Source organism: Pseudomonas ceruminis (genome assembly GCF_021602025.1).
GTDB classification, from domain to species: domain Bacteria; phylum Pseudomonadota; class Gammaproteobacteria; order Pseudomonadales; family Pseudomonadaceae; genus Aquipseudomonas; species Aquipseudomonas ceruminis.
Genome location: NZ_BQHW01000044.1, coordinates 1 through 23876 on the forward strand (window position 1 = coordinate 1; position 23876 = coordinate 23876).

Annotated in this window: 24 protein-coding genes and 3 pseudogenes; 22 read left to right on the forward strand and 5 right to left on the reverse strand. The window is 54.1% G+C overall.

Translation table 11 applies throughout. The features are described from left to right. Positions 1-195: 195 nt before the first annotated feature. The 14 genes from L6D80_RS28420 (at position 196) to L6D80_RS28485 (ending at position 11244) form a co-directional block, all read left to right on the forward strand. Positions 196-549, forward strand: a complete 354-nt coding sequence (locus tag L6D80_RS28420; protein WP_054925923.1) for a hypothetical protein — start codon at positions 196-198, stop codon at positions 547-549. A 39-nt stretch (positions 550-588) separates the two neighbouring features. Continuing rightward, positions 589-891, forward strand: coding sequence for a hypothetical protein (locus tag L6D80_RS28425; protein WP_023383618.1), 303 nt, complete (start codon positions 589-591; stop codon positions 889-891). Between the two features lie 97 nt (positions 892-988). Further along, entirely contained in the window at positions 989-1366 is a 378-nt protein-coding gene (locus L6D80_RS28430) for a hypothetical protein (RefSeq protein ID WP_023383619.1), read from the forward strand. Between the two features lie 107 nt (positions 1367-1473). After that, complete coding sequence (locus L6D80_RS28435; protein ID WP_023383620.1) at positions 1474-2076, forward strand: hypothetical protein; 603 nt, start codon at positions 1474-1476, stop codon at positions 2074-2076. 523 nt (positions 2077-2599) lie between these two features. Continuing rightward, a complete protein-coding gene (locus tag L6D80_RS28440) occupies positions 2600-2836 on the forward strand; it encodes a hypothetical protein (RefSeq protein WP_023383621.1) in 237 nt (78 codons plus the stop codon). Between the two features lie 31 nt (positions 2837-2867). Beyond that, on the forward strand, positions 2868-3122 hold the full coding sequence (locus tag L6D80_RS28445) for a hypothetical protein (protein WP_023383622.1): 255 nt from the start codon (positions 2868-2870) through the stop codon (positions 3120-3122). 165 nt (positions 3123-3287) lie between these two features. Further along, positions 3288-3557, forward strand: coding sequence for a hypothetical protein (locus L6D80_RS28450; protein WP_023383623.1), 270 nt, complete (start codon positions 3288-3290; stop codon positions 3555-3557). After that, positions 3536-3757 carry a hypothetical protein gene (locus L6D80_RS28455; RefSeq protein ID WP_023383624.1) on the forward strand — a complete coding sequence of 74 codons (222 nt, stop codon included), beginning with the start codon at positions 3536-3538 and terminating at the stop codon, positions 3755-3757. The genes L6D80_RS28450 and L6D80_RS28455 overlap by 22 nt, the downstream gene beginning before the upstream one ends. A 72-nt stretch (positions 3758-3829) precedes the next feature. Continuing rightward, on the forward strand, positions 3830-4582 hold the full coding sequence (locus tag L6D80_RS28460; protein ID WP_023383625.1) for a DUF2971 domain-containing protein: 753 nt from the start codon (positions 3830-3832) through the stop codon (positions 4580-4582). A gap of 179 nt (positions 4583-4761) precedes the next feature. Beyond that, complete coding sequence (locus tag L6D80_RS28465) at positions 4762-6648, forward strand: phosphoadenosine phosphosulfate reductase domain-containing protein (RefSeq protein ID WP_023383626.1); 1887 nt, start codon at positions 4762-4764, stop codon at positions 6646-6648. Positions 6649-6853: 205 nt separating this feature from the next. After that, positions 6854-7945 (forward strand): hypothetical protein, encoded by a 1092-nt coding sequence (locus L6D80_RS28470; protein WP_023383627.1) that lies wholly within the window; start codon positions 6854-6856, stop codon positions 7943-7945. A 256-nt stretch (positions 7946-8201) separates the two neighbouring features. Then, a complete protein-coding gene (locus tag L6D80_RS28475) occupies positions 8202-8834 on the forward strand; it encodes a phiTE_072 family protein (protein WP_041925821.1) in 633 nt (210 codons plus the stop codon). Further along, positions 8831-9895 (forward strand): hypothetical protein, encoded by a 1065-nt coding sequence (locus L6D80_RS28480; protein ID WP_023383629.1) that lies wholly within the window; start codon positions 8831-8833, stop codon positions 9893-9895. The genes L6D80_RS28475 and L6D80_RS28480 overlap by 4 nt, the downstream gene beginning before the upstream one ends. A gap of 1016 nt (positions 9896-10911) precedes the next feature. Beyond that, positions 10912-11244 carry a hypothetical protein gene (locus tag L6D80_RS28485; RefSeq protein WP_023383631.1) on the forward strand — a complete coding sequence of 111 codons (333 nt, stop codon included), beginning with the start codon at positions 10912-10914 and terminating at the stop codon, positions 11242-11244. Positions 11245-11411: 167 nt separating this feature from the next. Here L6D80_RS28485 and L6D80_RS28490 read toward each other — a convergent pair whose 3' ends face one another. Beyond that, the gene (locus L6D80_RS28490) at positions 11412-12419 is read right to left on the reverse strand and encodes a Y-family DNA polymerase (protein WP_236183095.1); all 1008 of its coding nucleotides are present in this window, start codon (positions 12417-12419) and stop codon (positions 11412-11414) included. A gap of 309 nt (positions 12420-12728) precedes the next feature. On the opposite strand from L6D80_RS28490, the gene L6D80_RS28495 reads away from it, so the two are divergent. From L6D80_RS28495 to L6D80_RS28505, 3 genes are read left to right on the forward strand one after another with little or no spacing between them, the layout of a single operon-like run. Beyond that, positions 12729-13139, forward strand: coding sequence for a hypothetical protein (locus tag L6D80_RS28495; RefSeq protein WP_019819623.1), 411 nt, complete (start codon positions 12729-12731; stop codon positions 13137-13139). Positions 13140-13153: 14 nt separating this feature from the next. Beyond that, entirely contained in the window at positions 13154-13366 is a 213-nt protein-coding gene (locus tag L6D80_RS28500) for a CopG family ribbon-helix-helix protein (protein WP_019819621.1), read from the forward strand. Positions 13367-13425: 59 nt separating this feature from the next. Then, positions 13426-13704, forward strand: coding sequence for a type II toxin-antitoxin system RelE/ParE family toxin (locus tag L6D80_RS28505; RefSeq protein WP_019819619.1), 279 nt, complete (start codon positions 13426-13428; stop codon positions 13702-13704). 910 nt (positions 13705-14614) lie between these two features. Here L6D80_RS28505 and L6D80_RS28510 read toward each other — a convergent pair. Then, the gene (locus tag L6D80_RS28510) at positions 14615-15745 is read right to left on the reverse strand and encodes a sensor histidine kinase (RefSeq protein WP_019819614.1); all 1131 of its coding nucleotides are present in this window, start codon (positions 15743-15745) and stop codon (positions 14615-14617) included. Positions 15746-16596: 851 nt separating this feature from the next. Between L6D80_RS28510 and L6D80_RS28515 the strand changes: the two genes are divergently transcribed. Together L6D80_RS28515 and L6D80_RS28520 are read left to right on the forward strand one after the other, a co-directional pair. Further along, the gene (locus tag L6D80_RS28515) at positions 16597-18084 is read left to right on the forward strand and encodes a SulP family inorganic anion transporter (protein ID WP_019819612.1); all 1488 of its coding nucleotides are present in this window, start codon (positions 16597-16599) and stop codon (positions 18082-18084) included. Between the two features lie 11 nt (positions 18085-18095). Continuing rightward, positions 18096-18619 (forward strand): annotated as a pseudogene (locus L6D80_RS28520) (universal stress protein); the annotation flags it as partial. 84 nt (positions 18620-18703) lie between these two features. Here L6D80_RS28520 and L6D80_RS30435 read toward each other — a convergent pair. After that, positions 18704-19099, reverse strand: a complete 396-nt coding sequence (locus L6D80_RS30435) for a VOC family protein (protein WP_019819608.1) — start codon at positions 19097-19099, stop codon at positions 18704-18706. Between the two features lie 114 nt (positions 19100-19213). On the opposite strand from L6D80_RS30435, the pseudogene L6D80_RS28530 reads away from it, so the two are divergent. Beyond that, positions 19214-19429: pseudogene (locus L6D80_RS28530) on the forward strand (Tn3 family transposase); the annotation flags it as partial. Positions 19430-19664: 235 nt separating this feature from the next. Here L6D80_RS28530 and L6D80_RS28535 read toward each other — a convergent pair. After that, on the reverse strand, positions 19665-20624 hold the full coding sequence (locus L6D80_RS28535; protein WP_019819605.1) for a DMT family transporter: 960 nt from the start codon (positions 20622-20624) through the stop codon (positions 19665-19667). A 255-nt stretch (positions 20625-20879) separates the two neighbouring features. On the opposite strand from L6D80_RS28535, the pseudogene L6D80_RS28540 reads away from it, so the two are divergent. Further along, positions 20880-21155: pseudogene (locus L6D80_RS28540) on the forward strand (transposase domain-containing protein); the annotation flags it as partial. Positions 21156-21186: 31 nt separating this feature from the next. Here the strand turns inward: L6D80_RS28540 and L6D80_RS28545 are convergent. Further along, positions 21187-21816 (reverse strand): LysE family translocator, encoded by a 630-nt coding sequence (locus tag L6D80_RS28545; RefSeq protein ID WP_019819600.1) that lies wholly within the window; start codon positions 21814-21816, stop codon positions 21187-21189. A 628-nt stretch (positions 21817-22444) separates the two neighbouring features. On the opposite strand from L6D80_RS28545, the gene L6D80_RS28550 reads away from it, so the two are divergent. Next, positions 22445-23539: a competence protein CoiA family protein gene (locus L6D80_RS28550; protein WP_019819598.1), complete on the forward strand. Its 1095-nt coding sequence runs from the start codon at positions 22445-22447 to the stop codon at positions 23537-23539. Positions 23540-23876 lie beyond the last annotated feature (337 nt).

The window sequence follows — 23876 nt, forward strand, 5'->3', positions numbered from 1 at the left end:
CACGGAGAACCGGTCGAAAAAGCTCTCCGTACATGATTTTTCGGTCACTTTTCGTCCAATGACGCTGTAGGTGCCTGGAAAATTGCAACTTGCCGCGGCTGCACGACAAGTTGATCGGAGCATCCTTAGGCGAAGCGACGATGTTGGTCATGCAACCCTGGAAGCATCACCGCCCAATCGCGGAGATAAATCGAATTGAACCAACTTACTTATGTGCTGCTCGCAGCCGCTGCATTGTTTTTTTTCTTTGCAACCCTCCTGAAATCAGCCAGCGCTTTGTCATCAGCAAATTTTAGGATTGGCGGCACGAAGGTGCCTGTGTTACCTGGTATTCTAGTTTTCTGGCTAATTGCCCTTGTCGTTTGGGGGCTTTTTGATGCCTTCGGTGTGAGGGTGATTGCCTTTACGGCGCTAGTAGCAATTGAAGCCCTTGCGTTCTTCTCGTTGGAGAGGGGAGAGGCCGCCAGTGATAATGCGTTTCTTTGGCTTCTCAAAGCATTCATGCTTGGCGGTCTGTTCATAGTGGCGCTGACGATGTTCGCGGCGTAACGCTGCCATCAATCACCCCAAATAACGGACAATTCCACTATGCGCCAATCCACGACAGACCCCATTGAAGGCGAAGTATGCGCCGCACTGGCAGCTTACAAATGGGCTTTGGTTCAGACGAGCTACAGAAGCCTCTGGCATCGCCTGTTGTGTAGCGCGGGTGACAAGGCTGCTATCAGCCATTCTGCCGCCCTTGATCGAGCAGAAAAACACGCTCAGCAGGTTGTCAACAAAACGCCTGAGCATCGTTCGGCATTGGAGCGAATCGTTAAGCAGCAGCCAGAAGACGTTGCCAAGAAGGATCGCTTTTTCGACCTGCTCAACCTAACGTTCGAACCATAGGGAAGCCATGAAATTGCCGCCAATGCAATTTCGGGGCTCTCGGGCATAAGATAGGCAGCTTACACCCCTATTTAACCCATTTCGGAGAGGTAGCAGGATGCGGGCGTTAGAAGAGATCGTTATCGAGTTTTTTCAAGGCTGGGACGGCAAACATATCAGCGAGCCAGCTTTTGGAGCTCTAGGCGAGCTGGCGAAAGATGGGCGCTTTGATGAAATGACTGCCCTGCTGGAGGCTTGCGTTAAGCGGCACGGGCGCTTTGCGATGGGCTATGTGTTGAAACATGTACCAGGGGTCCTTCTCAATAATTACGTCTACGGGCAGGTTGAAGCATCTGCGACGATTGTTGAGAACTATTGGCGCGACGAAGATGTTGCCACCACGATCAGAGACGCTGCACTGAAGCCTGGCAAATTATCTGTGGTCGTTCCGAGGATTCTCAGTGACCTTCGTGAAATGGCCGAGTCGAGCCGCTAACCTCACTAGACCCGCTGCTCCTGCCTTGCTCGGCCTTTGGCAGGTCAAGCAGTGTGTAAAGGCGCGGTTATCGCGCTTCAACATTTGACCGCGACAGGAGGCATGCCATGACAATATCCCCGCAATCTGATTCTTCGGAGCGCTCGCCAACCGCCGACGAGGCGGCGGGTATGGCATGGTGGAACTGCATGCCCGACGGTGAACGTAGCCAATGGCTTGCTGCTTCTGGTACCGGTACGGTTGCGGACGCCTGGGTAGCGCGAAAGGCTGCCCAAGCGCATGAAACCGCCGACGCTGCGGTCTACCACAACCATCTGTTTTGGTTCGATGAGCTCGCCCAGCGACGCCTGGCTGTCGACGCAGCCCCTGATAATGCGGAAGCCACTGCAGCGCTGCAGAGCGTTGAAGAACTGCTGCGGTTGGAAGAGTTGGAGCGCCACTTGCCTCTTCGCGCTTGGTGCATCGGCGACGACTATGTGGTCGTCGCCCGCTCAGTTGAGCAGGCGTTGGCGGTGGTCGAGGCCGAAGGGGGCGAGTTCCCAGGCGGATGGGCCGACCCCAGGCTAGTGGAAGAACACATTCCCGACCCTGCGAGCTCGCGGCGCACAAGCTTTGAGGATGCGCCGGACGTCAAGTTGACGTTCGCTGAAATGCTTCCGCGATTTCGGTTCCCGAGGATTATTTGGGTATGCCCCTTTGGCAACGAATGAACCTATCCCGAGTACGATGAATGAGCGGTACCGCACACGGTGAAAACTCCCGAATCACAGAGGCAGGCGTGGCCGCCGAGACATGAAGGTGAGGCATGAAGCTGGATCGCATCACAGGAAATACTGAGAACTACGGGCATCACCTGCAAGGGTTCTGTACCAATCCGGCGTGTGAACCCGGTGCGCTTGGCCGGCAGGTAGCTGAGCACCCAGAAGGTAGCCAGCAGCTGCCAGACGGTGTGCACCTGTTTGAGTGCTGCAGTTGTAAGCATCGCTTTGAGGTTCAAGAACAGTCATCAGCGCCGACAGAAGTAGCACCTGTGATTACGTCTGGGCTTTCGACCCTTACCGTGCCATGTCCATGGTGTGGTCACCGCAACGAATACAAAGCTGAGGTGTGGCCCTGGCTGAATAGCGGCGGCGTATTCGCTATTACACCCATCACAGCGTATGCGGTGGATTGCAGCGAGTGCCATGCCGCCTACACGCTTCGGCCGCAAGCCGAGTAGCGACGGATAACGCCATGTTGAATCTTGTAACTGACCAGCGCCCAGGTGAGCCAGACGTGCTTTCTGCGGTGAAGCATGCAGTTTTTGAAATCCGTTCTCTCGCCGGCGATGTGCTCCTAGCCATTGCCGCACCCCCAACGGGCTGGACGCATCAGCAGCTGATAACCGTTGCGTACGAGCATGTGGCAATAACCCGCGACGGGGCCGATGGCTACCTCGGCGGCGAGTGGATTGGCAGTAGCGAAATCTGACCAGAGTCGTTCAATTGAGCAGGAGATCACCATGCAGTCCAATAACCACCCCGCGGCGCCTGACAGCTTTGAGCGTTCCCGTTTGACGGATCTGGTAGCGCTGCATCAAGCAATCGCAGCGCTTGGCCAGGCGCCTGACTTTATGGCGGTAATTGAGCAGTGTTCGGCGCTGTATGACCGTGTACGCGCTCTTCACCCTACTCTGGTAAGTGCTGAGGAGGTTTCTGCCCTGAACTTGCTAATTGGATCAATGGCCGAAACGCGCAAGGAAACGCTCGGACTCTAAATTTGCGCGGGCGCAAGGGCTCGGGCCTACGCCCGACCACCTTGGATGACCCGCCCACCTGGTTACGCCGCCCCGGCCCATAGACTGACCCGACCCCCCATCCATTTTTGATATCGAGGATCCCGCCGTCGCTTTCGCGGCTGCGCACGACAGGAGAAACGCAACATGTCCAACCTGACCACGCCACAGATTCACGCCATCGGCGATTGGTGCGCCGAGCGCGGAATTTTGCCGCAGCGGATTGATGCCGCTGATATCAAGGCCGCGTGTGCCAGTCTGGGCATTTTCTTGGTCGGAGCGCTGAGCCAGTACGAGGTTGAGGCGATCAGTGACGTATGCGAGGACGCCGCCGCCCGAGGGCATGAGCCACTCACCGTGCGCGCACGAAATTTTCTGTTGAATCGAGGGGAAGCATGGCCACAGAAACGAATGTGAGCGAGCGGATCATTCGGGCTGAAAAGCACGTCAATGAGCAGTTGAGCTACGGCGGGATCCACCCTAGCACCGGCCCTTTCGGAGGCACGCTTGAATACCGCTATCAGGATGGCGATTTGGCAGACGAAATTGGCCAGCTGCGGCGCCTTGCGGATGCGTTCAGGCAGCTCGCTGATGCGCTTGAGTCAGACTCCGAATAGAATCCGTAGAAGCCATTAACTTCGCGTCTGCCACAACTGTCACATCCACCAGTGCTGGAATGGAAAATACCGATGCCCACGAATGAAATGCGCAGGCGTGAATGGATTGCAGCTGGCTACAATTCAGACATGGGCAGTTCAATTGCATGTAGTCCTCCCGCGGACAGCACCGCTATCCGCCTGTACAATCTCACGAGCGCCAAACACGCTCTAAGCAACATCGAGAAGCGTCGACTCAAGGTTTCCCGTTTCGCGGATTTGAATGACCCATTTGAGCTGCTCGCTGCGAATTTCAAAGAACACAAGACGCGAAAGGTTGTGCGGGATTGGAAAGACAAAAGCCATTCACAGCATGGTTTACTGTGCTTCGCCGGGGACTGGTCAGAACCCGTAATGTGGAGCCACTACGCAGAGAAGCACACCGGTATCTGCTTAGGGTTTGACGTCTGCCGTAGCCTCGTACAGCAGGTCAACTACCAGGACGATCGCATCCTTGCCGCTCTCAGCCCAGCCGGCACCCCAGATGAGTTGAGTGAGGAGCTCCAACAACAGTTGCTGCGCACCAAATCGGCGGGTTGGCGCTATGAGCAGGAGTACCGTAGCTTTGTGAGGTTGGACACTGCGCTTGCAGACGGTCCGCTTCATTTCTGGCCAGTTGCGGATGAAATTCAACTGACAGAAGTCATCCTAGGGCCATTATGCGAGGTGCCGATCGAATCGGTACGACGCAGGGTTGAACAGCACTTCCCCGATGCCGTTGTCTTCAAAGCCAGGCTAGCCTTTCAGTCCTTCAAGATTGTCCCCGATGCGCGTACGGTCCTTTAGCCCGCATGAACGCCATAGTGTTATTTAGGTGATAACCCGGGCGAGCGAGTGCTGATACCAGTCGTGCGGTTGGGACCGTTGTTAGAATGTGGCAGTTGGCTGGCGGTCGATGACGTCATTCATGCTTGGTGTTGAGCATCTCCAGGATACGAAGCCTACTTCCTCCTGGAGATGCCAACATGAATCAGATGCTTGTACCCGAACTGATCGCCCTAACCGACTACACCCACGCAGTTCCTGCCCAGGGCAGTGCTGGTCGCTTTGCCCGGATCGCTGCGCGGGCGGAAGCCTGCATTGCACGCATCGACCAGATCATCGATCAAGGCTTCACATGTAGCTCGGCGACCTCGTTCGGTAAGGACAGTACGGTTGTGCTGGTACTGATGCTGGAGGCCATCCGGCGCCGTGTCGAAGCCGGGTTGTACGTGCCGGCGGCATTCGTGACGAATGCTAATACCGGCACCGAAAACCCAAGCATGGACATCTATGCCGAGGCGATGATCACTGAGTTGGAGATGTATTGCACCAGGCACGGATTGCCGATCACGGTGGTCAAAGTGCAGCCCTCGATGACCTCGACATTCGCTTATGCCACCCTGGGTCGCGGCAAACTGCCGGTTTTCGCTGGCGCCTCTCGAAGCTGCTCGGTCGATTGGAAGCTGCGCCCGCAGCAGAAAGCGCTCAAGCAACTGCTCTCCACCCTGCAGTCTCCTGGTGAGCTGGTGACCTTCGTGGGCACTCGTTTGTCAGAGTCGGCAACCCGTGCCGCCAACATGCGCGAACGGGGTGAGGAGGAGGCCGGGCGGCTGGTGCTCAATGAGCATGGCTCGTACAACTGCTCGATCATCGCAGACTGGGAGATGGAGGAGGTGTGGGAGTTCCTCATGGCGTGCGAGGCGAAGCGCGGTGGTCCTTATCGAACCTTCGTCGACAGTTTCGACTGGTGCCTGGAGCTCTACAAGGAAGCCAATGAAGGCACGTGCGCAATCATCACCGGCGATGGTGGTAACAAGGCGGCGTGCGGCTCTCGCTTTGGCTGTGCCTGGTGCACGGTCACCGGAGAGCGTGACAAATCCATGGAAGCAATGATTGCGTCTGCGCCTGACAAGCATGGACACATGTCGGGAATTAACCGCTTCCGGAGCCATCTCATCAACACCCGCTGGGACATGGAGCGTCGAGACTGGATCGGGCGCACAACCTCGGACGCCGGCTACATCAACGTCACAGGAACAGCCTACAACGCAGAGATGCGCCGTGAGCTGTTGCGGTACCTGCTGACTTTAGATGTGCTGGAGGAAGAGCGGGCTGATGAGCACGATGCGCGGATGTTCCGCGGCGAGCTGGAAAGGACGGAGTCCAACGAAATCCTTCGTGGGAGCACCTTCCAATTCATCACGCCGAAAAACCTGCTTGCGATCGACTTCGCCTGGTCACTGAGCTACGGCTTCGACCATGCCTTCCCCGCTTTGTCGGAGTGGTACGAGATCCGTGTCCTAGGGAAGCGCTACCTGATCGATGACGTCACTCCCGCTGAGAAGGGCATCATTCCAGAGCAGCGCTGGTTCAAGTTTGATGACTGGCAAAGCCCGGCGCAGGAGATGGGCTTGCAGGACGCCTACCTCGAAGCCACCAACAAAGAACGCTACCCTGGCCGGCCAGCGATGCGAATGATCCGTGACCGCTTTGAAGGCAAGGATCGCAACATTGTCTACTACGAAGAAACCGACGAGATGGAGATCGATCCGGGAGATGCAATGTGCTTTGTAGACGAGTTCGACGAGGCGTTCTATACGTTGGCGAAAAGCCTGGCTCCGACTGACAGCGCCAAGTTCTACTTGAACAATGGTATGGTCAAACTGGCCAAGGGCAAGGCTGCTGATTACGATGCGATGGCCCGCCGAGCGCAATTCTGGCAACGCATGGAGCGCGATCTAGCTGGTACCGATCTGCGTTCCTACATACGCCACCATTCGATCAGCAACGCCGAGCACGAACAGGTCCTGGACTTGATGAAGGTTGAGGCCGCCAGTCAAAATTCGGCGATCTCCGATCTTTTTGCTTAACTCATCAAAGGCTACCTCTTGCGAGGTGGCCTTTTTTTTCGACATCGCTGACGTAGCTTGTGTACAGCCTCTCAACAGTGTAGTGGTCGAAAGGGAGCCAGAGCTGATGTTCTTGGAAGCTGCGATGGGTACTGAAAGGCTGTGCTATCGAGCCAGTTTACCGACCTGACCAATCTGACCCTCGAATAACAAGGTAAGCCCCGTCATGACACAATTCATCGCAACTGAACACAAATTGGCTCGGCTATGGGTTGAGGCCTGCGGCAAGAGCTTGGGCATCGAGCGCGCAGAGGCCGCAGGCATGTATGCGAACCTGTGCGGTTTCCGAACTTGGGATGCAGTTACCAGCGCGATAGGGAACAGGCGACCCAGTGTTCCAGACGAGCAACTAGACGTAGCCGAGTTGATGGCTCGACGGGATAGCTACATTGCTGTGATGGTTGATGTTTTTGCCATCAACCCATCGATGGCTATCCATTTGGCCGCGAACCTCAGTCCTTCCAGCGCCAAGCTGCCCAAGGCTATATCCATCGATCGGAGTACCTTGCATTCTCCGTCCGAAGAAGAGGATCTGAACCTCTATATGCCGGGCTTTGATGATCCTCGGGTGACAGACGCAATGCTCAAGGATTTGCTAGGGGGGGCGCCAGGCCTCGAAGGCGTCAACTTGGATAACTTAACCGACCGCTTGCGCATTTCTCATACGGTTGAGCCGTGGGTTTTCTGGGACTACTACAGTGATCAGGGCTTCGACCTGATTGAGGATACCTATGTCGAAGATTATGAATACGGTACTCCATCGTTCTTCATGCCGTGTAGCCCTGAGATATCAGAGACTGAAATGGTGCCGGTCTTCCTGACCAGCCTCACTTACACGCCGCTAGATCATCATGACCAGATGGCAGATGAGGTCCGTCGAGTGATGCTGGAGAGCGCCAAAGCGATCACTGGTGCAGAGACCCTGCTTCTCTGCTGGGGGCATTTGCAGCAAAAGGAAATTGGGGGCAAGCGGTTCACCTACGCTGGCCAGATTCATCACAATGGGACTTGGCGCGATCTGCTGCTGAACAGATCGCTGGACTCCTTCGACAAGTTGCTTCACGCAGCGACTGCTCTACAGGACATTAATGAGCCAGGGCCGGAGTTTCAGGACAAAAGCTCGGAATGCACGATTCGCTTCTTTATGGTGCAGACCCAGTGCGAGTCCAGCACGGAGTTCTTCCAGAAATACACGGTGAGCGGCTTCGGCAACCCCAGCGGATGGTCACTTGGGATGATTGGTAGCAAGTCCGAGTAGGTATCGAAGGGCCCGATGCGAAGGGGGCCAGGCTGGATACGCTGCGCAATGCCTTTGTAGAGTCGCTGGAAGAGTTGGCGCAGTTGGTCTCTAGCCTGGCAGAGCGGGAGCTTGGTGACCTGAAAAGACGGCGAATTCTGAACGCCATCAGCATGCAGCGGACAGTTAGAGGGCTAGGCAGCCCTTACTTTCCGCTATAAATTATGCATACGCGTTATGAATTAATTTACAAGGTGACGGTATGGGTTTGAACAGAATGTCCGATGGCACATCACCCACAAGCTTAACCGTGGAGCGTTCCACGGTGACCAAGTTAGTGATCTCTGGGGGGGTGAACCTCGACCCCATCACCGTTTTTCTGGAGGACCTTGGAAGCCGGGCGTCTCCACGTAGTGAGGCCCCAGATCACGTTTCCAGTCAGGGTAACCTTACCATCCGATGTGCTGGCGAGAGCTGGACTTCCTACTGGGGCGGTATGGGTTCAAGGACGGTGACTGAGTTTGTTGCCAAGTGCAGTGATGAGTACATCCTGAATTGCCTAAGCCGCGGCCTGAGCAGTACCCGATTCAGCGCAAAGGCTCTCAAGCAGCTCTCAGCAAGGTGCATCATCGATCGCCGGCGGGAGCGGAGCGGTACCGATTGGGAGCTGGGGTATCTCGACGCAGATGATGCTCGTTCGCTGTACAGGCGGCTCGATGAGTTTCGCGATGTTGAGTCGTTGCGGGACTGCTGGAGTCATTCCGAGCTCCTATCCCTTTTGTTCGGGGATGAATGGCATTACCCCGTCGATCAAGCTACCGAACCAAACCCGGACTACACCTACCTGCTGCGGATCGTTCAAGCAGTCCAACAAGCGCTCACACAACCGGTCGAGGCGGCGGCAGCATGAACAGTTCTGGACAGCTGGTAGGCCTGCCGCCCTTCGCTAACCTTGTCATCCGAAAACTGCAGCGCTTCGACGAATGCGCCGGCGATGGCCAGGGCGCTGACATCGGGACCCAGTGGTTTGATGTTCTCACCCAGCTTGGGTTGCTCAAGCGAGTTCAGCGAAGCCCGGCCCAATGGCAGGTCACAGAACAAGGCGAGCAACTCTTGGAGCTTCGGCCAGGCGCACAGCACAGCGAGGATGCTGTGCGGGTAGAAGCCGTCGCTGTGACACGGGCTGATGTGGATGGTCTGCGGCTTGAGTGGCTGCTTGAGGGCGGCATCGCAGCGCTGGAGCATGCGGACCAGGTCTTACTGATTGCTCATGGCTCGATCACTGACGAGGAGGGCGGTGGCGAGGTCTTTCTGAAGGCTCCTGCTGTGCCGTCCGCAGAGCAGCGCGACATGGCTCGTGTATACGACGTCATTGGTCTGCACCATGGACACCCTGTGGGCGTGCTGCTGACGAACCTGGGTAACATCAAGCGCTTCTCGGACTACCTGGGAGCAGTGGAGCGCGCATTCTTCATGGTTCCAGGTGAGCCGTCGGATGAAGCCGAAGATGCAGGCGCACCCATCGACGAAGAGTGCCTGTTGAATAAATTCCCGGCGACCAGTACGGAGCATTACGTTGATCAGTTCCGTGAGGCCTTGATCACGATAGGGGCCTTACCGCGTAATGAGTCTGGTACCTCGGAAGTCGACGAGCTCAGGTCCCAATGCAGCCTGTTGAGAGCCCAGCTGGCTGAGTTGCCGGCGTACATTGCAGCGCTTGAAAAATTCCGAGCCGAGGATGGCGATTTTGTCCGTCTTGCCGATGTGCTTGCAGCACTTTCCGCCTGTGCCGATCGGACCCAGGCTACTGAATTTCGCCTGTTGGTGCACGGCGAGAAGATGCTTGCTGATGACCAATTTTTGGCGGATGACGCGACTACCTGGCGCCAGCTTGTAGAAAACCCTGTGTTTATCGGCATGCCCTATTCACGCGGCTTGGTCCCGGTGCGCCGGGTAGCTTCTTCGGCATAAGCAACACTTACCTTCAACCCGGCCTGGCCGGGTTTTTTTATGGGTCGGATCCGGCGCGCAAGCGCGTGCGGTCGATTTTCACTCTCCCGGCACCAGGGCGGGCAGATCTTCATGCTCGGTGTGGCTCATCTCATTGGCACTAGGACAACGTCGAGGTATGCCATGATCTGTTTCATCGCGGTTAAAACCAGCTGCACCATTCCTGAGAAAATGCATGTTCACTCTGTGCTGAATGAGCAAGGCCTTATCGGTAATCGTTACCCCAGGACTATGGAGCAAGTACCTCGCGCAGTTCGCGAGTACTTCGAGCAGCTTCCGCTCGGTTCCGAAGCAACGAGTATCTTTTCGAACGAGGTGGAAACTTTGTCTGATCGTAAGGCAGCTGCTGACTCTCTCGGATAGGCGCTTGAAGCATTGCCGGATTCGAAAGTACGAGGCCCCGTTAGGACTGCGCGCATTAAATGTAAATTGGCGGCGCAATACGGTAAGTCGCATGTGGACTTGACTGACCGTTACTGCGAAGTGAGCGATCTGCTCCATAAGGGCGGTGTGACAGTCCACTTAAACAAAGGCATGTAAGCGCGCAGCGCTTGATAGGGATCAAACATGAAAGCAGATATCAGCAGTTTCGTTAAGCACGCCCGCCGTGTAAATCGGGTATTAATCCTATTGAAGAAACAGGGTGAATACGACAAAGCAATTGACTGCAAAAGCATTCGTAACCTTTGGATGTCTGAGGCTCGGCGTTCCGCAGTCTGAACAGCTGATTTTCATCAGCGATCGGTCTAACCAATAGGTAACACCATGACCAACTACAATACGGTTAATACTCACATCAACACAATCCGTGCTGGCGATACAGTCCTACACAACGGCGAACTACGCACCGTCTGCAATTCGGACATTAAACGTGGTGGTTTCATGGGTACGTCATTGTTTGGAGACAGCTACCGCTTGGGCACTTTGCCTGTGCAGCTTGTACGCTTCAGCTGTGCCGTATAAACAGGAACTCCAATATGCAATACAAAGTGAACTACCAGCTTGGTGATAAAAAACGTGAAGCCATTATGGCGCAGATAGAACTGGATGAATGCCGAAATCATTGTGAAGTGATTGAGGCGGTAGATCGCAGCTGTCAACAGACGTCTGCCTCGGTTTCTCCCTCAGAGATTCAGGAGGACGATGGTTGGACTGAATTCTCCTATGGCGGTAAGCGCTGGTCGTTCGATTCCGATCAATTGGCACAATGGGATGAGGAGTTAAAGTATTTTGATTTCCTTGATTACCATTTGCTGATTAATCCCACTATTGAGTCAGTCACTGCCTTCATTCAACGTCAAGGTTATTAATACCTTCACCCTACCTCGCGAGCGCTTTGTTGCGTGGCGGGATTCCATATCAACGCAATACCCACCCGGCCACAAGGCCGGGTTTTTTGTCCGCGCAATAAAAAGGTACGGTATGACGATATTGACCGAGTGTGCTTGCTAGCGGGTCCAAGCATTAGTAATTTTACTTATCGGCATTGTACTTTCCATAGCTGTTCCCAACTGGTCATGTAGCTGGGACTAAGGAGTGCTCGGCGCATACCCCAATCTGGTGTCAGTGGCACAGCAGCAGTCCGCAAGCAATCATGCCCCCAGCGCCGGTTGATTTTGTCCATGGTAGCCATCAATGCATCTGTGCGCTCCGGTTGGCTGGGGGTGAACAGATCCTGCGTATACTCCCCTCGCTTGCGCAAATCCATTAGAAGGACTTCTGCCTTGCTGTATGCATAGCCCGGCCGGTAGATCCCCTCCAGGGCACGCAGCGCGTAGCGGGTGAGCTGACGGACATCATCTGTTGGGTAGGCTGGGATGATAGTTGCAGCATTGGCGTACTTCGGTCCGTCGCCATGGAATGACGTCTGAATACCGATGCGTAAGGCACCGCAGAGAGAGCGTTGCTTCCGCAGCTTTTCAGCGGCACGGTGAATGTAGGTCGCTAGGGCTTCCTGCAGGCCCTTGCGGGTATGCACGCGTTGACCAAACATCTTGCTGGTGCAGATTGATTGCTTGGGTGGGGCAGATTGCTCCAGGTCCATGCATGATTCGCCCTGCAGCTCTCGGATGGTCCTTTCCAGCACGATGCTGTACTTACGGCCCATTGACCGCGCATCAGCTTGAGAAAGCTCCCACGCGGTGCTGATGCCATCACGAGCAAGGTTGTCGCGCATACGACGACCTATCCCCCATACCTCATCAACCGGCATTCGTCGAAGTAGCCATTCGATTGCCTCAGGCTTGCGCAGGTCTACCACGCCGCCTGTTTTCTCCCTCCACACTTTTGAGGCGTGCTGCGCCGCCTTTGCCAGGGTTTTGGTATGCCCAATGCCGACGCCCACTGGCAGCGCAGTCCATTGCAGGACGCGGGCTTGGATGGCCCGGCCTACCTCAATGATCGGCTCAGGTAGGCCATCGAGCCTGCAGAAGAGCTCATCGATGTAAAGGAAAGATGTCAACCCATGGACATGAGTGAAGCCCACGCCAACTCTAGTTTCCCGCTGAATACACCATGACCATGGATATCCACCTACGAAGCGCTTTCAGAGCCTAATCTGTCCATACCGAAAGCCGCTGTTGACTGCGAGCAGCAGGAGCTGACATCAGGTTAGGGTATAGCCCAGCCTGACACCGCAGCTTGTCAACATAATATTATTAGTTATGATTACTTTGAATCATTTTTTTTGGACGCTGGCGTAGAATGAGAGGCTCAATCACATGTCATTCCACCGGCTGCTGATGACATTCCTCACTCGAACCCCACCGTACCAATTCGAGAGAAGTGACGCTTCATGAAAAATCATCCTGACACAGTTGAGCTGTTACAGAAAATTGATAAGCTGCTGACGGCAGTGGAGTCGTTGCATAATTGCCTCCAAACCCTCGAAGCTGTACCCAATGACAGTTACGATATTGCCCGTACCCAATTGCGTAATGCGGCCCGCGAGGCCTCGCACGTGATCGAGCGCCATCGAAGCACGCAAGAACTGAATCAAAAATCAGAGCAAAACGTGCCGCACTCTTTGGCGTTGCTTGCTTCTGCCGAAGCGGCGGAATGGCGCGCCAATGAACTCAGAAAAAATGGCGATTATGCCGAAGCACGCCAAGCCAGCGAACGTGCCATTACGTTACGCCAAGCGGCATCGGAAGCTGCTGTGATTGAACGCCGGCAAGGCATGCACCTTGTGCAGCCAATTGGTTAGAAGTAGCAGTCTTCATGGCAACTACCGCAAAAACTCGATCCGTCACCGCTCATGTACCTATGCAGTTAGCCGAAAAGGTAGATTTAATGGCTGAGCGGCTGGAGCGCTCCAAGAATTGGATCGTCAAGCAGACTCTGGCTGCTTGGATAGACCAAGAAGGGGGGCGCAGTCGCCTGACACGCGAAGCGTTGGCCGATGTAGACGCTGGTCATGTGATTGACCACTAAGCTGTCCAAGCCTGGGCCGACAGCCCCAACACCGAATCGCCATTAGCAATCCCGAATTGATGGAGTTGAATTGCACCAGCAAAGCGCTTTCTGACCTTGCTCGCCTATATGAATTTCTGGCGACGGTGGTGGATCAGCCTGCCGCTGCTCGTACTGTACAGCAACTAACAGTTGCCCCGACAACGTTGCTGGCAAATCCACGCATCGGTGAGCGGCTAGATGAGTTCGAACCTAGCGATGTGCGCCGAATCCTGATTGGCCACTACGAGATGCGTTACGAAATTACGGGATCTATCGTCTACCTGTTGCGCGTGTGGCATAAACGCGAGAACCGATAGATAAATTTTTAACACAAATCGCATTCTCCGCGACGATTCCAGGGAGAGGATCAGTTCTCCTCAGAGTTGACAGCCAGAGTCTCGTTTCCTCGATATTGAATTTCAGACCCTGTATTTCCATAAGAACGAGAAAGTTTCTTGAGATTCGGTAATGCCCGCAGGTAGCACAGTGACGCTCCTCCCAATCGCCAATTGACCGTTGCAAACCAGTCTTTTGAGCGCATATCAAGCAGCCCATTTACCCCTCCATGGAGCAGCCGTGACTCTTGCGAGGCAGGGACAAAGCACAGTTAGATTTTATTGGCAACTTTACGGTAGCTGCTTATCGTGAGAAAGCCATATTCGTAGCGAATATTTTCCTTAAATTTTGGCACTCAACTTAATGAACAAAATCTCCGAACGTACGTTGGCTGGCTGGAATTTTACGTTGAGCACCACGAAGCGGGATCGCTGCCAGCGCCCTTGAAGGGCTCATGGGTGGCGATTTTTTAAATGCACACAGTCTCTACGCTGGCTTCAGATTCGTACCTGGTGGAATTGGTGGAAGCCGTTGAGCTGGCTCGCATTGCTTGGCGGGATACGGTTAATCACCTGCAACACGTTTCAGATGACGTTTGGCTGGGTCAGATGGAAGCAGTGGTGTGTCTTGAAATCCAATACAGAACCCAGCAAGAGCAGCTCTGTCGTTACCTCTACAAAACAGTAATGAGCAGTGGCGGATAATTGCTGCTCTTGGATAGCGCCAATCATTCAAGCCTACGCTGGGCGGGCTTTTTGAGCATCCGAGGGATACGATATCTGACAATCCATTGCCCGACACGGGTTTCAGATTAACCTTACACAGAGCGCTCGCCGAGATGAAGTTGCAGACCGTTTCCATTAAAGTCCTTGTACGTTACGGTCTCCCTGCTCATCTCAGAAGACCATCAGGAACCAGCCTTGCGGGGAGGCGAGTCTTGAACACAGGAGAAAAAATTATCTGAAACGCGGTGCCTCCAAGGTCTGCGTTGGGCTCATGACTTAGCGAACCATCTAGGTTCTTTACCAGTTCAGTGATCACCTTCATTCCCAGCCCCGACATTTTATGTACATCAAAGTCAGTCGGGAGGCCTCTGCCATTGTCGCTCACAGTCAAGCAGCATTGGTGCTGATATGGTGTTAAATGAACGTTGATTTTAGAGGCTCCATATTTCAATGCATTGGTCACCAATTCGTTAACAATCAGACCGATTCGGCTGAGTTGTTCACTATCCAACGCCAGTGGGACGGCGTCGACTGAGATTACCATCTGGCTTTCAGATCCCAGCATCGTAGATAAGCCAGCGCACAATTGGACGAGATAGTCAGCACTATCCAGCGTAGAGGCTGCCTTGCCGACATTAATATGTTTATGCACATTGGCTACAGCAAATATCTTGGTTGCCGCTCTGGAAATCTCCTTAGCCGCTTCAGAGCTGCCCAGCTGAGCACTTTGAATGCTCAACATCGACACAATCAGATGAAGGCTATTCATCACACGATGGTCGATTTCTTCGGCCATTAAGTGGGAATGATTCAGCGCCGCTTCCTTTTCCGCGATGGATCGCATAGCAGACAGGCGCAGCTCCAGTTGATCCATCACAACGCTTGCAAGATCCGTCAATGTGTCTAGCTGGTCTTGGGTGACCGTACGCGGCTGCGTGTCCAAAACACATAGCGTGCCAAGATTGAAACCGTCGTGGGTATGAAGCGGTACTCCCAAATAAAACTGTAACCCGAATTCGCCTGCGACGAGGGGATTAACGAGCGTACGAGGGTCGTGTCTAGCGTCCGTTACTAACCAAGGTTCTGCCTGGAGGATCGCGGAAGAACAAAGGCCTGAATTGCGGGGAATTTGTTTTACGTCGAGTCCGTGATGAGATTTGAACCAGATTCGGTCTGTATCGACGATGCTCACGATTGCTATCGGAGTTCCAAGAAGACGAGCTGCTATCGCGGTCACACGATCAAATGCGCCATCCGGAGGCGTGTCTAGGATGGCGTACCTGCGAACAGCGTTCATCCTGAGCGCTTCCTCTTGAGCGGACTTACTAGAACTGACGGGATGAGTCACGGTGTTCATAGTGTGCACTCACAGGAATAAGGCCAGTAGCTGTGCTCTCGGGTTCGATGGAATGCCCCAAAAAAATTGGAACTTTTCTATGGCCTCGCGCACAGGGAGCAAATTGGATGATAGCAGAGTGTGCATTGCTACACTATTACGTGCGGAACAGCTGGACATCCTACGCTGCGCTCAGTGCGCCGGTATCTTGTGGTTAGAAGAAACCAAAAGGTTAGCGTACGTTTTTTCCGGGTTCTCTCGGCCGCCTTCCGGAACACCCCGGATGGCAGAAGTCCGCATCCGACACTAGGTTCACGCCAGCATGACGATAAGCCTGGACGATCAAACGCGAGCAGAACTGCCTCCGGTCGGCCACGAAGGCAGCTAACAGTAACCGTCTGGCCAACTCACCGCTCAGCACACAGACCAGCTCGAACAGGAATGAATGGAAAGCAAAGTCTTGCCCGCAGGTATACCGATTGACTAAGCCTATATCTGACGTAGCTCATGCAGAGCTTGGCAACGGGTCGCAATCGGCGACGGCTTCATTGTATACTTCGGTTCCGCATACCCCTTGAGCACAGGAACATCAGCATGACTGTACTCCAAACGATCTACTGGCAGCCTACGCCGCCTTAGCGCTACGCCCCCCTCGCAACACCTGCTTCCGCTAGTCTCGCTCGCGGGCGCACACTGCTGTACGCCTGGTTTTTGCACCTCAAGCACACAGCAAAAAATCCTCAAAATTTGAACTTGTATCGATTCGTTCGCCATTCCTTTGGCGTGCGCGATGCTTTGCCTTGGATATTCTGATGCTGCAATCGCTCAAACAAACGTGGTTTTCCAACGTCCGTGGAGACGTGCTAGCAGGTCTCGTAGTCGCCCTGGCATTGATCCCGGAGGCCATTGCCTTCTCGATCATTGCCGGCGTCGACCCCAAGGTTGGTCTCTACGCCTCCTTCTGTATCTGTGCTGTTATTGCCTTCGTCGGCGGTCGTCCCGGCATGATCTCGGCGGCTACCGGCGCCATGGCACTGCTCATGGTTACTTTGGTTAAAGAGCACGGACTTCAGTATCTGCTGGCAGCCACGTTGCTCTGTGGGGTACTTCAAATCCTCGCGGGTTACCTGAAGCTAGGTTCGCTGATGCGCTTCGTCTCTCGCTCTGTGATCACGGGTTTTGTAAACGCATTAGCGATTCTGATTTTTATGGCGCAGTTACCTGAATTGACCAACGTGACCTGGCACGTCTACGCCATGACCGCAGCGGGCCTAGGGATAATCTACCTGTTTCCGTATGTACCTGTGATTGGCAAGCTGATTCCTTCGCCATTAGTGTGCATCCTGACACTGACTGCACTTGCCTTTTACCTCGGGCTGGACATCCGTACCGTGGGTGACATGGGCCAATTGCCGGACACACTGCCGATTTTTCTGTGGCCTGAAGTGCCGCTGAACTTTGAAACCCTGCGCATCATCTTTCCTTACTCCGCAGCGCTGGCAGTTGTAGGCCTATTGGAGTCGATGATGACCGCGACCATCGTCGACGGTCTGACGGATACCACCAGCAACAAAAACCGCGAGTGCAAAGGTCAGGGTGTGGCCAACATCGCCGCTGGCATGCTCGGCGGGATGGCAGGTTGCGCGATGATCGGCCAGTCAGTCATCAACGTGAAATCTGGTGGCCGCACCCGCCTCTCGACATTGTGTGCCGGCGTTTTCCTGCTGCTGATGGTGGTATTTCTTGGCGAATGGCTCTCTAAAATCCCGATGGCGGCACTCGTGGCAGTGATGATTATGGTGTCCATCGGTACCTTTAGCTGGGATTCCTTGCGCAATATGAAAGAGCATCCGCTGTCGACCAACCTCGTCATGGTGGCGACCGTCGTGGTCGTCGTGGCCACTCACAACCTGGCCTACGGCGTATTGGTCGGTGTGCTGCTGGCGTCCCTGTTCTTTGCCAACAAGGTCGGACACTATCTGGACATCAAGAGCACTCTGCAAGAGGCGCAATCGCATCGGACTTATTACGTTGTGGGCCAGGTGTTCTTCAGCTCTGCAGACAAGTTCACTGAGGGTTTTGACTTCAAGCAAGCGCTGAAAAAGGTCACCGTCGATCTCACACAGGCGCATTTCTGGGATATTACCGCCGTCGCAGCGCTGGATAAGGTCGTGATCAAGTTCCGCCGTGAGGGCGCTGAGGTTGAAGTGCTCGGTCTCAATGAAGCCAGCGCAACAATCGTTGACCGCTTCGGTATGCATGACAAACCCGGTGCCATCGACAAGCTCATGAGCCACTAAGGAGGACGACAATGACCCACGTAATGGCATGCAGATAACTCACAATCCGCATTGGCGGTCTGTGATTACGCAGCATGGGCTTCGCAACGTCTCAGCGCTCCCCCTGACCTTGCTTCATGTGCTGGATAAGGAGAAATATCCTGCATCCGCTGACCTCAGCGGCAATATCGGTCTCGGCAGCAGTGAACATCTACTGGAAGATCTGGCCACGCTGGATGCGCAGCGTGCAAAACTGGCCTTGGAGCATGGCCAACACATGCTGGAAAAGGCCAGGGAGCGAACGGCCATTTCCGGCGCTGCGTTTCCTGAGCTGAAGCAGCGCCACGGACACTTGGTAGAAATCTGAGCGACCTTCAGGAGGATTCGACTGTTGGTGATAGGAAGAGTGGGTGAAGACAACTCACGCAACGCGCACAGCCTTGGCAGCCAGATAGAAGCTGTGGTGCGAACAATTCACCGGCCTATCCTGATCACAGCTAGCAGCTATAAAAAGCCCGAAAAGGTGATGCTCGCATTTGACGGCAGCTCCACTGCCGTATCCGTCCGGCGAACACGCCTTGCTTCCCGATAGATAATGCTGCGCCCTCGATTCTCGACTGTTCAAAGTTTCAAGCTACGCTTAGGGATCCGGAGCATATGCAAAACAAAGCTTATTCCCCTCTGGATCCCGACAATATGCTGCATAGAAATCTGAAGCATATTCTCGAAAGCCCGGCTTACCCTCATTGGTTCCTCCCATCTCAATAGCAAGCGCCCAGACCTCACGAACCTGGGCCTCCGAAGCTGCCAGAAAACTCACTTGAACACCGTTCCCCCAAGTGGCTGCAAGACCATTTATAGGGTGCTGGACGTAGAACTGGGGCCATCGCCTATTGGGGTATCGCCAGCCTACGCCGCGAGCAGCCCCACCGTTCCCTTCAGGCATCTGGATAAGGCCTAGTTTCGCCAGCAAGGCGTCGTAAAAGACTACCAAACACTCAAGATCCCTAGCTCCGACGTGCACGTGACTGAACATAGGTATACTCCGCGAAAGGGGGACGTGTCGCTTTGTGATAATGCGCAAGCACCGGGCATCACACATTGTAATGTCGCCCCGGTGCACACGGGTGTCTAGCCATCTTTGCTGGACTTGACCGCAGCCATTGTGCTGTGGAACACGGTGTTTCTCGAGCGGGCAGCCCAAAGGTCAGCCGACGCCGGAAAGCCGGTGAATACAGATCTGTATCAGTACCTGTCGCCGTTGGGCTGGTAGCACATCAACCTGACAGGCGATTACGTGTGGCGGCAGAGCCACAAACTGGAAGATGGAAAATTCAGGCCGCTACGGCAGGTCGGAAAACCTTAGTATACGATTTTCCCGGTTCCTGCTCACTAGCGGTCGACGGCCAGTTCGTGGAATGCGCACTGACGTATGCGTCCTGTCAGCGGTGTCCAGCCAACACATCTTCCAAGCTCCGGCATTAAGCGCCACGGTGTCTCCGGTTTTAAAATGAACACCATCGCGCTTATAGCTGGGTTTGTGTAGGTGACTCCAAACGACGCTTACCAAAGAACTTTCTCCGATGGGCTTTCAGAGCAAATCACGCCTGTACACTCGAACCTGCGCGGTAACTTGGCGTCATGACCTTTATTGCGATTGTGGCACCTGTTAACAGGGCTATTACTCCCAGCATCTCAAGACCGGTAGGTAGACGGTTTTCGGCGATAAGGCCGAACGCAGCGGCGAAGATCGTTTCTACAGAAATGAGCTGCCCAGACAGGGCCATGGGTAACCGCTGGCTTGCAATGTTCCAAGCCCATGCCCCTCCAACGGAGGCAAAACATGCCAGCGCTGATGCTGCGGCGAAAACCGGTAGAGTATTGTCCAAACGTAGGTCAATGTGCGGGTAGCTATATACCCCAAACACAAGCCCGAAAGGTAAGAAAAGCAGGACGCTGACACCTGCTCCACTCATCATTAGTCCAGTCCAAAGACCTGAATGTACTTGGGGAATTTTTGCCAATATCTTTTGGTTTAATATGCTGAACATTAACCAAGCCAATACTGCGCCTAACGCATAACCTACTGCCACAAGGTACGAGGGCGCGCCTCCATCTAAAACGCTGACCAAAATTCCATAATTCGTTGCAACCAAACCAAAAACTGCCAGAATTATGGGTGCACAGAAGCTGCTCCAGGAAACTGTTCGGTTGATCAAATTGCCTGTGATGGCAACTATAACCGGCGTAGCGCTCAAAAATGCGGGTGCGATTATAGCCCCACCGTGAAGTACACTTCCCATAATGCATCCTATGTAAAGAGCATATCCTAGGACGCCAAGCAGCCCGGCCATCATAGTTGAACGCCAGCTTAAAACTGGATCGCCAGGCCAATAAACACGAATAACAACAAGACCAATGCAGCCAGAGATGATGAATCTCAATGTAATAAAATCAACCGGTCCAAAATCTCCCATCATGTAAGGAGACAGAAAATTAAGCGCCCAGCTGAACGTAGCGAAAATTGCAGCTGCAATCCCAATCACATAGGATTTTGACATCGCCTCTCCTGTGACGGGCTTACACGCCCGATTTTAGATAATAGGATCGCAATATTTCGAGGAGCGAATCTCCTTACCGTCCTTTATACCAATAAATTGTGACCCATAGGCCGTCTGAGTTGGTTTACCCAAGTTAACGCCCATCCCTACGTCGCCACCACTTTCAGACTTGCCTTCGAACATGGATTTTGTCTAGTCGTGAGCGCCAGTCTAGAAAGCGCATTGTCACAGCAAGTCGGGTCTTACACGGCCGCAGCGCTGTCGCGCTACCTTGATGACGGTGCCGTACCCATAGACAACAAATGGGCCGAAAACCAAATCAGGCCATGGGCTCTTGGGCCGAAGAACTGGCTCTTTGCAGGGTCGCTGCGCAGCGGTAAACGTGCGGCAGCGATCGTGAGCCTGATCCAGTCTGCACGGCTGAATGGTCATGATCCGTATGCTTATCTGAAAGACGTTCTCAGACGCCTGCCGACGCAGCGGGTGAGTGAAATCAAGCAGTTGCTTCCGCATAAGTGGGAGCCCGTTTAATCATGTAAGGGTGACGCTCGGACGTACACACTTAAGTTCGTCTGGCTGTAGCCAATAAGGCGGCTGCGCCGAGCATCATTGCACCCGTTATGCGATTGATGATCGACAATTTCCGCTTCGAAGGGTGCAGAGATCGAATGATGCTGCCAGCAAGGGCCCAGCCTATAGCGGCGATAAACTCGACCGCAATGTAGATTGCACTTAAAACGACGAACTGGGCAGTGAAGGAGGCGCCAGTACCAGCAACAATGAATTGGGGAACAAAAGCAGTGAAGAGCAAGATTGCTTTGGGGTTGGTCATGGCAGTCATGAACTCCCTGCGTGCCAAGGAGTAGGCATCGACAGGCTGGAATACCGAAGCCCCATCTTCGTGACAATCACGGCCTATCATCATTCTTACGCCGAGATAGGCGAGGTAAAGGACACCTACCCACTTAATAATCTGGAAAGCGGGTTCAGACGCCTCTAGCAATGCGCCTAAACCGACAATCACCATTGCGATCATCAATGCAAAGGCCGTACACCGACCTGACAGACCGACCACTGTAGGCAGCAAACCCTGCCTGCTGCCATTTGCGAATGCAAGCAGGTTGTTGGCGCCCGGTGAGACGGCAACGATTGCTGCTGCGGGGAGAAATAGGAGGAGTTGGGCTAGGGTCATGGTTGGAACCTCGGCATCGACAATAATTGATTCTAGCCAGAGCTTGAATAGTCTCTACGAGGATCGGGCATATTTCGCAGCGCCTATCCTTTGGAGAAGCGGTGTTCAGGTGTTTGTTGGTAGCTTCGGAGTATGCTTTGGGGTCAGTAAGGTGTGTTGGCTAGACGCTTACTACGCTTCCGCAAATCACCTTTGTTTACGTTCACCCCCGCTGAACCCTGGATGATAGCAGCATCTCATGCTCACTGGATTGTTTGCGACGTCAAAGGGCCCGTGCCGTACTCACTGGGCTTGTGTCTCGTAACCAAAACGATCTAAAACGTTAGCGCACGACCACAAGCATAAGTACATCCTGCGATGGTCCCCGCTAAATTCAGAGAATTAAAACTGTCGCAGGGTATAAAAATCTGTCGCAGGCTGGTCGCCGTTGTGACGGGTCGCTGCCAAATAAGTATTCTCCAGGCGTCGTACCTGACAGACGTTTCAGATTACTAAAGATCAAATACTGACTCTGTTGTGAATCTGAACTGCGTCTTTGGAAAAGGAGGTTGCCTTGGCTTGCGTGGGTTTAGTGAACGGCTGTCGTACTGTGGCCTCAGTGCTTAGCGATGAAGATTGGAAGAAAGTAGTGAAAATATCGAAAGGCCGCCAGGTGCTCATGCCGGATACGAAACTTCCGGCACAGGCCAAAACCCTCAGACGGGATGGAGGCATCACCAGGTACTTTTCCCATTTTCCTGGAGAGAGCCCTGAGGGCTACTCCAGCACTGAAAGCCCAGACCATATCGCCATGAAGGTGGCCATTTACAAGAAGCTGGTTGCTCTAGGCATTCAAGCCGAGCTTGAAGACGGCGTAGACGATTGGCGGGCTGACATTCTGGTTGGCGACTCGGCCTTTGCTCCGCGCCTAGCAATAGAAGTGCAGATTTCGCCTCAGTCTGCGCAGCGGACATATGAGCGCACTGAACAACGCAATCGCTCTGGTGTTCCGACTCTTTGGATATTCGGCAGTATCGGCCTGACGGGCGTTATCAACGAGGATCTAGCACGAACAAACCCCGTGTTCGTCGCAAAAACACCACTGGATGCAGCCGATATAGCGAGTGCAGTGTGTCGTGGCCAAGCATTCTACGATGACTTGTCGCACTACCAGCAAACGCCAGCAAGACCAGTTGCGCTGCTCATAAACTGTGCATGCGGAGACAGATGGCTCTACCCGTTCGGCTGTGTTTTGCTTCTCAACAGAATCTCCGGTGAAACTGCCCCAATGTTCATTAGTTGCTTTAGGACAAGCAGGGTGGGAAAGGGGCTTCTACCTACAGCTAGAATGAGGGCGGTGGAAAGATATTTTGACCTGGGCATGTCTGCCGTGAAAGTTAGCGCCGAAAAATATGGCGTTGGGTTTGGACGGCCATCTGAGGTCTGGCATCGTTACGGGCGCTTTGGAAACTCAAAATCAGGCATTCGGGTATGGGAGCGAAGCTATAGCTGCCCGACCTGCACCAGCACGCCTGAACCGCTGACGCGGGGCTTACCAAAGAATGTAGCCCTGTCGATGTGCCCGGTCCCCGTCGCCACTACCGTCGATGCGCGTTCTGTTCTTAGCGTCACACCGAGTTGGAGAATGAGCAGAAAGGACGGCTGGGTTGAGTCTGTAATGTGTGAACGTAGATGGAAGGATGAATTCATCTACCCGCTCAGGTCGGCAATTGCGCAGGCGTGACTCGCTGAACAGTTGCAACATGCCTAATCGGGTGGTCGCGACAGTTTTAATTCTCTAGGCCTCCGCTCCACAGCAGAGACTTGAGGGTTTGCGACAGTTTTGCGTTTCCTCCAGAGTTGGCTTGAAGCCCCAGAAAGCCGGGCTTCGCAGCGACAGTTTTAATTCTCTAAATCCACCGCGACTGTCGTGATGATCCGCCTCGACGATACTCCAGGTGTCGTCTCGTCCCCCTGGTCAGTCAGCAAGGTCAGCCAAAGCGGACGCTCGTTGAGCATAGCCTCACAACACGCTCATTGAGTATCGCCCCTAGCCTTGCGGCTAGTTGCGGATCGTGTAC